Source organism: Synechococcus sp. R3-13 (assembly GCF_047462195.1).
In the GTDB taxonomy this organism is placed as follows: Bacteria; Cyanobacteriota; Cyanobacteriia; order Thermostichales; family Thermostichaceae; genus Thermostichus.
Window position 1 is genome coordinate 1 of the sequence record NZ_JANSIO010000079.1, and the last position, 2,646, is coordinate 2,646.

Annotated in this window: 3 protein-coding genes and 1 pseudogene; 2 read left to right on the plus strand and 2 right to left on the minus strand. The window is 58.4% G+C overall.

Going from position 1 to position 2,646, the window contains the following annotated elements; translation table 11 throughout:
• Nucleotides 1-19: 19 nt before the first annotated feature.
• Nucleotides 20-457 (minus strand): oxalurate catabolism protein HpxZ, encoded by a 438-nt coding sequence (hpxZ, locus tag NW856_RS02700; protein ID WP_414398966.1) that lies wholly within the window; start codon nt 455-457, stop codon nt 20-22.
• A gap of 149 nt (nt 458-606) precedes the next feature.
• Complete coding sequence (locus tag NW856_RS02705) at nt 607-1,626, minus strand: FHA domain-containing protein (RefSeq protein ID WP_414398968.1); 1,020 nt, start codon at nt 1,624-1,626, stop codon at nt 607-609.
• Between the two features lie 184 nt (nt 1,627-1,810).
• Here NW856_RS02705 and NW856_RS02710 point away from each other — a divergent pair, with 184 nt between their 5' ends.
• Together NW856_RS02710 and NW856_RS02715 are read left to right on the plus strand one after the other, a co-directional pair.
• Nucleotides 1,811-2,296, plus strand: coding sequence for a CGLD27 family protein (locus NW856_RS02710; protein WP_414398969.1), 486 nt, complete (start codon nt 1,811-1,813; stop codon nt 2,294-2,296).
• Nucleotides 2,297-2,335: 39 nt separating this feature from the next.
• Nucleotides 2,336-2,646, plus strand: a pseudogene (locus NW856_RS02715) (bifunctional riboflavin kinase/FAD synthetase); the annotation flags it as partial.

The following is a 2,646-nucleotide window of genomic DNA, read 5'->3' on the forward strand; positions in this document are numbered from 1 at the left end:
CAGCCATTGGGCTGAATACCTACGTGGGCGAGGTGGATCCGCAGCTTTTGCGCAGCATTTCCCCCTGATCTTCCGGCAAAAACGACACGTGGGCAGAGACAATCTTCCAGCCGATATCGGGGAACCTGTACCACATCTGGCTTTGGCGGCCCAAGCGAGGGATCCCGTTCACCGGACGGCGAAACTCTAAGGTGACCGAGCCGCAATCTTCCCCAAAGGTGACTACCTGCAAACGCAGCATCTCGCGGGCCAAATTCGTGGGAGGGCGCTGTTGGCGAAAAGCCTTGATCTCCTCTCCCCCGTAGAGATTTTCCCCCACCCCAAAGCGCACCACCTGGGGGCCATCCCAAAACAGGCGGTTCAGGGTGGGCACATCATTGCTCGTCAGGGCAGCTTCGTACTGATGGTAGAGTTCGGTTAGCTCTGCCACCACCTCGGGGCGATTGACCAGAGTCATGGGCCAGGCTCTTGTGCAGTCGAAATGGGCCTTGCCATCTTATCGGCTCAAGGAGCAGCAGGAGGTTCTAAAAGAACAGCGGGATCCCCCACCTTGCTCTGTCAGACAGCAGACAGCGGCAAGACATCTCCGGGTAGTCGGATCCAAGTCTAGGGGCTGAGAACGGCTTGCAAAGACCGCACATCGCAGTAGTACACCTGATGGCGGTGGGCATACCCCTTCAGCTCCACAGCCTGATGGGAGAAGCAGGCGGCTGCCTGCCCCAGCTGTTTGGCCAAGCAGGTATAGGTGTCCTGGCTGATCGCCAGGTCGGCGTTGAGGGTGCGGGTAGCGCTCTCGATGCGAAAGGCCAAATTCACCGTATCTCCCAGAGCCGTATATTCTTGGCGGGTGTTGTTGCCCACCTGGCGCACGATTGCCGAGCCTGTGTTAACCCCTGCCCCCAGACGAATGGGAGAAGGCAGCGGAAACTCACCGTTCAGTTGCTCGGTCATTTGAAACAGCTTCGCTATGGCCTGCAAAACCGACTTCACATCGAGGTGAATTCCCGGCGCTTCAACTCCTCCCAGGGGAGCGGTGTTGGCCTGGGGCACATGGAACCAAACGGCCATAATCGCATCGCCAATGTATTTATCAACGCTGCCCCCGTACTGCTGAATGATATCCCCACCCCGCCGGAACCAATCGCCCATCACCTGGGAAAGCAGGCGCTCGTCCAGTTGTTGAGTCAGTTGTCCGTACCCTCGCACATCCACCACCGCCACCGAGATCAGCCAGCGGGTTTGTAAAACCAGGGTGTCCGAAGGTTTGGCCGCGGGGCTGGGTTCTGAGCTGGCCAGGGATCCGCTGTGGAACTCCAGCTGGGATTGTCCAAGGGTGAGGTGATCCCCATCCTGCAGCAGGGTGGGAATGCTGACGCGGCGATTGTTGACAAACGAGCCGTTGCGGCTGCCCAGATCGATGAGATAGATGCTGTTGTTGTCGAGGTATTGCAGCAGGGCATGTTGGCGGGAAACGCTGGGATCGCTCAAGACGATGGCGTTGTCCTCATCACGGCCTAGGGTCCAAGCGGTCGCTCCCGAGAGAACGTGTTTTCTTTGGCTGCCATCCGGCTCTTTTAAGACTACATAGGGTGCGGCAGTGGCGGCAGATTCGCTCGTGACGCTCATGATGGGATAAGTTGTAGACGCGACCACACTTCAATAAATACGATACCCCGCTCCCCTTCGGTTGATCGGGAAGATGCCTGGGCTGGATTTCTAGGCTGTCTTCGTCGAGAGATGGAGGTCTGAGGATGGGCTTGGCGGGGGGCCAACCCGACCGATATCATTTTGTGTAGATACGTTAAGGTCTATGCTGGATCCCTTCCATCCCATCCCCCCTGAGCAGCAGCCGCTCCGGCAGTATGCAGAGCTGAGGGAGGCCTTTCCTTTTTCCTGGCCCGCTTTGGAGTGGATCCCTTACTTAAAACGAATCTTTGGGGTTTGGGGAGCTGTTGTGCTGGCGGTTTCCCCGCTGGTTTGGAGCAGCTTTGCCGGAGATTGGGGCCACTTTGTCTCTGGGTCGGTGCTGGGGGCCAATGTCTTGCTCGGCCTGGTGTTGCTCCATCTCTACTTGGGATGGGCTTATGTGCGGCGGCGCTTGGTGCAGGCCCGGATCCCCTACGAAGAGAGTGGCTGGTACGATGGAGCGATGTATGTCAAGTCAGAAGAGGAGCTGGCACAGCATCGGCTGATCGTCAGCTATCAGATCGACCCTGTGTTGCAGCGCCTGCGACGGAGCTTGTGGGGCGTGGTGGGCCTGAGTGGGTTGGCGGCCCTGCTTTGGCCTCTGGGGTAGAGGGCGGCGGCTGGTTGGCTGTTTTTAGGATCCCGGACAGTGCACATCACTTCTGATCTGGCTCAAACCTTGCGACCCACCGCTGTGGCCATCGGGAACTTCGATGGCTTGCATCTGGGCCATCAGAAGGTGCTGCAGCCGATTCGAGATTCTCTTCAGGGGGTACGTACTGTCCTCACCTTTCATCCCCATCCCCAGGAAGTCTTGACGAGGCGGCCTCAGCTGTTGCTCACTCCCCCTGCCGAAAAGCTGGATCTGTTGGCGCAAATGGGCTTTGAGCAAGTGGTACTGCTCCCCTTCACCCCTGCATTTGCCTGCCAGCCCCCCCAAGAGTTTATCCAAACGGTACT

Excerpts from the sequence above, each read along its gene's own strand:
- hpxZ (WP_414398966.1), bottom strand. The coding sequence starts at position 457 with ATGACTCTGGTCAATCGCCCCGAGGTGGTGGCAGAGCTAACCGAACTC.
- NW856_RS02710 (WP_414398969.1), top strand. The coding sequence starts at position 1,811 with ATGCTGGATCCCTTCCATCCCATCCCCCCTGAGCAGCAGCCGCTCCGG.
- NW856_RS02705 (WP_414398968.1), bottom strand. The coding sequence starts at position 1,626 with ATGAGCGTCACGAGCGAATCTGCCGCCACTGCCGCACCCTATGTAGTC.